Source organism: Nocardia sp. NPDC004722 (genome assembly GCF_053601505.1).
The window spans coordinates 1-4656 of the sequence record NZ_JBSGBY010000638.1 but is presented as its reverse complement, the minus strand read 5'-3'; the positions used below and the strand labels follow the sequence as shown (position 1 = coordinate 4656).

The window sequence follows — 4656 nt, the reverse complement described above, 5'->3', positions numbered from 1 at the left end:
GTCGGCGCGCGGCTCGCGGACGGCACCGAGTGGCACGCGGGCACCGTGGTGGTCGCTGCCGGTCCGTGGACGCCCGCCCTCACCGCCCCGCTCGGGGTCGAGGTGCCGGTGAAAGCCCAACGCGCCCAACTGATCCTGGTCGATCAGGGGTCGCCGCTGGCCCCGGTCCCCGTGCTCTCGGACCTCGCGAGCCTGCAATACCTGTGCCGCGAACCCAATGGCGAGATCCTCGCGGGCAACAGCGATCACGCTCTCCCCGAATACGTCGACCCGGACCATTTCGTGAACCGGGCCGATGATTCGACGGTCGAGAAGGTGATCGACCGGCTCGGACACCGTCTGCCCGATATGCCGGATCCACGCGTCACCGGCAGCTACGTCGGCGCCTACGACGTGACCCCCGACTACAACCCGATCATCGGACCCGCGCCGATCGAGGGTCTGTTCCTGGCGACCGGCTTCTCCGGCCACGGTTTCAAGATCTCCCCGGCGGTGGGCCGACTGGTGGCCGATCTGCTGCTCGACGGCGACACCGGCCTCCCACACGTCGACGCCGCCGACTTCCGCTACGAGCGCTTCGCGCAGGGCCGCCCGCTGCTGAGCCCGCACCCCTACGCCGGCGCAGGCGAAATGCGCTGACCCCGAACCACATCCGATCCACCCCGCAGTACCCAGGAGCCGACATGGCGATAGACGCCGCGACCGTCACCCCGATCACCACCCACCGCAGCCTGGCCGAACAGGCCCGCGCCACCGACACCAGTTTCATCCTGGCCGTCTTCACCACCCTGTCCGGAAAACCCTGCGCCAAGCTGGTTCCGGTGCAGTCGGTGGACCAGTTGGCCGAGGACGGCGTGGGCTTCGCCGGATACGCCGCGGGCATGATCGGTCAGCAACCGCGCGACCCGGACCTCATCGCGATCCCGGATCCGGAGACCTTCACCCCGATCCCGTTCGTGCGTCCCGGCCTGGCCATGGTGCACTGCACGCCGCACGTCGAGGGACAGCCGTGGCCGTTCGCGCCGCGAGTCATCCTGCAGCGCACCCTCGCCCGCGCCGCCGAGCGCGGCTACACCGTGAACGTCGGCGCGGAGATCGAATACTTCCTGGTCGACCGGACGCCGCAGGGCCTGGCCCCGGCCGACACCGCCGACGTGAGCCTGCAACCCTGCTACGACGCCCGCGACGTGACCCGCATGTACGACCACCTCGCCGAGGTGTCGCGGGCGATGAACGAACTCGGCTGGGGCAACTACGCCAGCGATCACGAGGACGGCAACGGGCAGTTCGAGCAGAACTTCGACTATTCCGACGCGCTCACCACCGCCGACCGGGTCATCACGGCCCGCTACCTGCTGTCGGTGATCGCCGAGAAACGCGGTATGAAGGCGACTTTCATGCCCAAGCCGTTCACCGACCGCACCGGCTCCGGGATGCATCTGCACCTGTCGCTGTGGGCGGGGGACCGGCCGCTGTTCCCCGACGGCAGCGACCCGCGCGGCCTCGGCCTCTCGCCGACGGCCTACGGCTTCCTGGCCGGAATGCTCGAGCACGCCTGCGGTCTGCAAGGGGTGATCGCCCCGACGGTCAACTCCTACAAGCGAACCGGCGCGACCAGCACGGCCAGCGGCGCGACCTGGTCGCCGCGCTTCGCCACCTACGGCGGCAACGACCGCACCCACTACCTGCGCGTCCCGGACTCGCACCGGGTGGAGTTGCGTGGCGCGGACGGTTCGGCCAACCCGTACCTGGCGGTGGCGGGGGCGGTCGCGGCCGGGATCGACGGCATCGACCGGGCCCTGGATCCGGGCGCGCCGGGGGAGCGGCGCGGCGACATGCTGCCGATGACCCTCGTGCACGCCATGGACGCGCTGGCCGCCGATCCCGTCGTCAGCGCGGCCCTCGACATCGCCGGACCCGGTGTCGCGGACTACTTCGTGGAACGCAAGCGCGAGGAGTTCTTCGCCTGGCACAACACGGTGTCCGACTGGGAGATCCAGCACTACCTCACGGCCTTCTGAGCCGCTCTCTCACGGCCTCTCGGCCGTCCGAACCCTCAGGATTGGAGGACACCATGTGCGGCATCGTCGGCCTGCACCTGCGCGACCCCGCGCTCTACCCGCGCCTGGGTGAACTGCTCACCGGCATGCTGGACCAGATGTGCGACCGCGGACCGGATTCGGCCGGTATGGCGGTCTACGGCGACCCGGTGTGGTCGCCGCCCGGGACCGCCACGGTCTCACTGCTGGACAGCCCGCTCCCGGTGGCGGAACTCGCCGAAAGCCTCACCGCCGCACTGGGAACGGCGGTGACCGCGCTCGACCTCGCGCCGACCGTGGTCCTGCACGCCCCGGTAGCGTCGGAGGAGCTGGTGGCGGCGGTACGCGCGGTCGCGCCCGGAGCACGGGTGATCGGGTTCGGCTCGGATCTGACCGTGCTCAAGGGTGTCGGCAATCCCACCGAGCTCGCCCACCGCTTCGGCCTCCCGGCCGCACAGGGCTGGCAGGGCGTCGCGCACACCCGGATGGCCACCGAGTCCGCGGTCACCGCCGAAGGCTCGCATCCGTTCTCGGTGGGCGCGGGCCAATGCCTGGTGCACAACGGCTCGTTCAGCAACCACATGAGCATCAAGCACGAATTACAGCGCCACGGCGTCGAATTCGACAGCGAGAACGACACCGAGGTGGGCGCGCGCTTCGTCGCCGACCAACTGGCCCGGGGCGCGGACCTGGAGAAGGCGCTGCTGCTGGTGAACGAGACCTTCGACGGCTTCTACACGCTGCTGGTCTCCACCGCCGACTCCTTCGCGGTGGTGCGCGACCCGATCGCGTGCAAACCGGCCGTCATCGCCGAGACCGACCGCTGGGTCGCCATGGCCTCGGAATACCGGGCCCTAGCCGGCCTGCCGGGCATCGAGACGGCCCGAATCTTCGAACCGGAACCGGAAGAGGTGTACCTATGGCGGCGATCGTGACCGAGCGCGTCCTACTCGACGCGGCCGCATCCGGCACGCGCGCGGTCAATGCCGCGCTCGGCGCACCGGATGCCCCGGCGGCGGTGACCATCACCGATCCGCGCGGCGCGCACGCCCTGGCCTGCGGGCTGGACCGGGACCTGGACGTGGTCATCGAGGGGCATGTCGGCTACTACTGCGCGGGCATGAATCAGCACGCGACCGTCACCGTGCACGGCAATGCCGGGGTCGGGGTCGCCGAGAACATGATGTCGGGCACCGTGCGGGTGTGTGGCGACGCCTCGCAGTCCGCGGGCGCGACCGCGCACGGGGGACTGCTGGTGATCGAGGGCAATGCCGGTGCGCGCTGCGGTATCTCGATGAAGGGCGTCGACATCGTGGTGGGCGGCAATATCGGCCACATGAGCGCCTTCATGGGGCAGGCCGGGCGGCTGGTGGTGCTCGGCGATGCCGGTGAGGCGCTGGGTGATTCGCTCTACGAGGCCCGCATCTACGTGCGCGGCACGGTGGCGTCCCTGGGCGCGGACTGCGTCCGCAAACCCATGCGCGCCGAACATCTGACCGAGCTGCGGGAGCTGTTGTCGCTGGCCGGATTCGACGCCGATCCCGCGGACTTCACCCGCTACGGCTCCGCCCGGCAGCTCTACCACTTCCACGTCGACAACGCCGCCGCGTACTGACCGCAGGAGCGCTTCCATGACCGATCTACCGACTTATCAACCGCCGCTGCGGGAATCGGCGACCTTCGACCGCCGCGTCATCGCCGAGATCCAACGCGCCGCCGAGACCGGCATCTACGACATCCGCGGCTGGGGCGCCAAACGCCCGCTGCCGCACTTCGACGACCTGCTGTTCCTGGGCGCGTCCATGTCCCGCTACCCCCTGGAAGGCTACCGCGAACGCTGCGACACCGATGTGGTGCTGGGCGACCGCTACGCGAAACATCCGCTGCACCTGGACATCCCGATCACCATCGCGGGCATGAGCTTCGGCGCGCTGTCGGGGCAGGCCAAGGAGGCGCTGGGCCGCGGCGCGAGCGCCGTCGGCACCTCGACGACCACCGGTGACGGCGGCATGACCCCGGAGGAGCGCGGGCAGTCCAAACACCTGGTGTACCAGTATCTTCCGTCCCGCTACGGCATGAACCCGGACGATCTGCGCCAGGCCGACGCCATCGAGATCGTGCTGGGGCAGGGTGCCAAACCCGGCGGTGGCGGCATGCTGCTCGGGCAGAAGATCAATGAGCGGGTGGCCGGTATGCGCACCCTGCCGCAGGGTATCGACCAGCGCAGCGCCTGTCGGCACCCCGACTGGACCGGGCCCGACGACCTCGCGATCAAGATCCTGGAACTGCGCGAGATCACCCACTGGGAGAAGCCGATCTACATCAAGGTCGGTGCCACCCGCACCTATTACGACGTGAAGCTCGCCGTGAAAGCGGGCGCGGACGTCGTGGTGGTGGACGGCATGCAGGGCGGGACCGCCGCCACCCAGGACGTGTTCATCGAGCATGTCGGCATCCCCACCCTGGCCGCGATCCCGCAGGCCGCGCAGGCGCTGCAGGAGCTGGGCGTGCACCGCAAGGTGCAGTTGATCGTCTCCGGCGGCATTCGCAGCGGGGCCGACGTGGCCAAGGCCATGGCGCTGGGCGCGGACGCGGTCGCCATCGGCACCGCCGCGCT

Annotated in this window: 5 protein-coding genes; all 5 read left to right on the top strand. The window is 70.0% G+C overall.

Translation table 11 applies throughout. The annotated features are described in order from the left end of the window. Positions 1 to 639: NAD(P)/FAD-dependent oxidoreductase (locus ACWELQ_RS38655; protein WP_452401966.1), on the top strand; the 639-nt coding region annotated here is incomplete at its 5' end. 44 nt (positions 640 to 683) lie between these two features. Beyond that, the gene (gene glnT / locus ACWELQ_RS38650; protein ID WP_452401965.1) at positions 684 to 2021 is read left to right on the top strand and encodes a type III glutamate--ammonia ligase; all 1338 of its coding nucleotides are present in this window, start codon (positions 684 to 686) and stop codon (positions 2019 to 2021) included. Positions 2022 to 2074: 53 nt separating this feature from the next. Then, positions 2075 to 2974 (top strand): class II glutamine amidotransferase, encoded by a 900-nt coding sequence (locus tag ACWELQ_RS38645; RefSeq protein WP_452401964.1) that lies wholly within the window; start codon positions 2075 to 2077, stop codon positions 2972 to 2974. Next, on the top strand, positions 2959 to 3654 hold the full coding sequence (locus ACWELQ_RS38640) for a GltB/FmdC/FwdC-like GXGXG domain-containing protein (RefSeq protein ID WP_452401963.1): 696 nt from the start codon (positions 2959 to 2961) through the stop codon (positions 3652 to 3654). Before ACWELQ_RS38645 ends, ACWELQ_RS38640 begins: the two co-directional genes overlap by 16 nt. A 16-nt stretch (positions 3655 to 3670) precedes the next feature. Then, positions 3671 to 4656 (top strand): FMN-binding glutamate synthase family protein (locus ACWELQ_RS38635; RefSeq protein WP_452401962.1); only part of this gene is annotated, 986 nt, incomplete at its 3' end.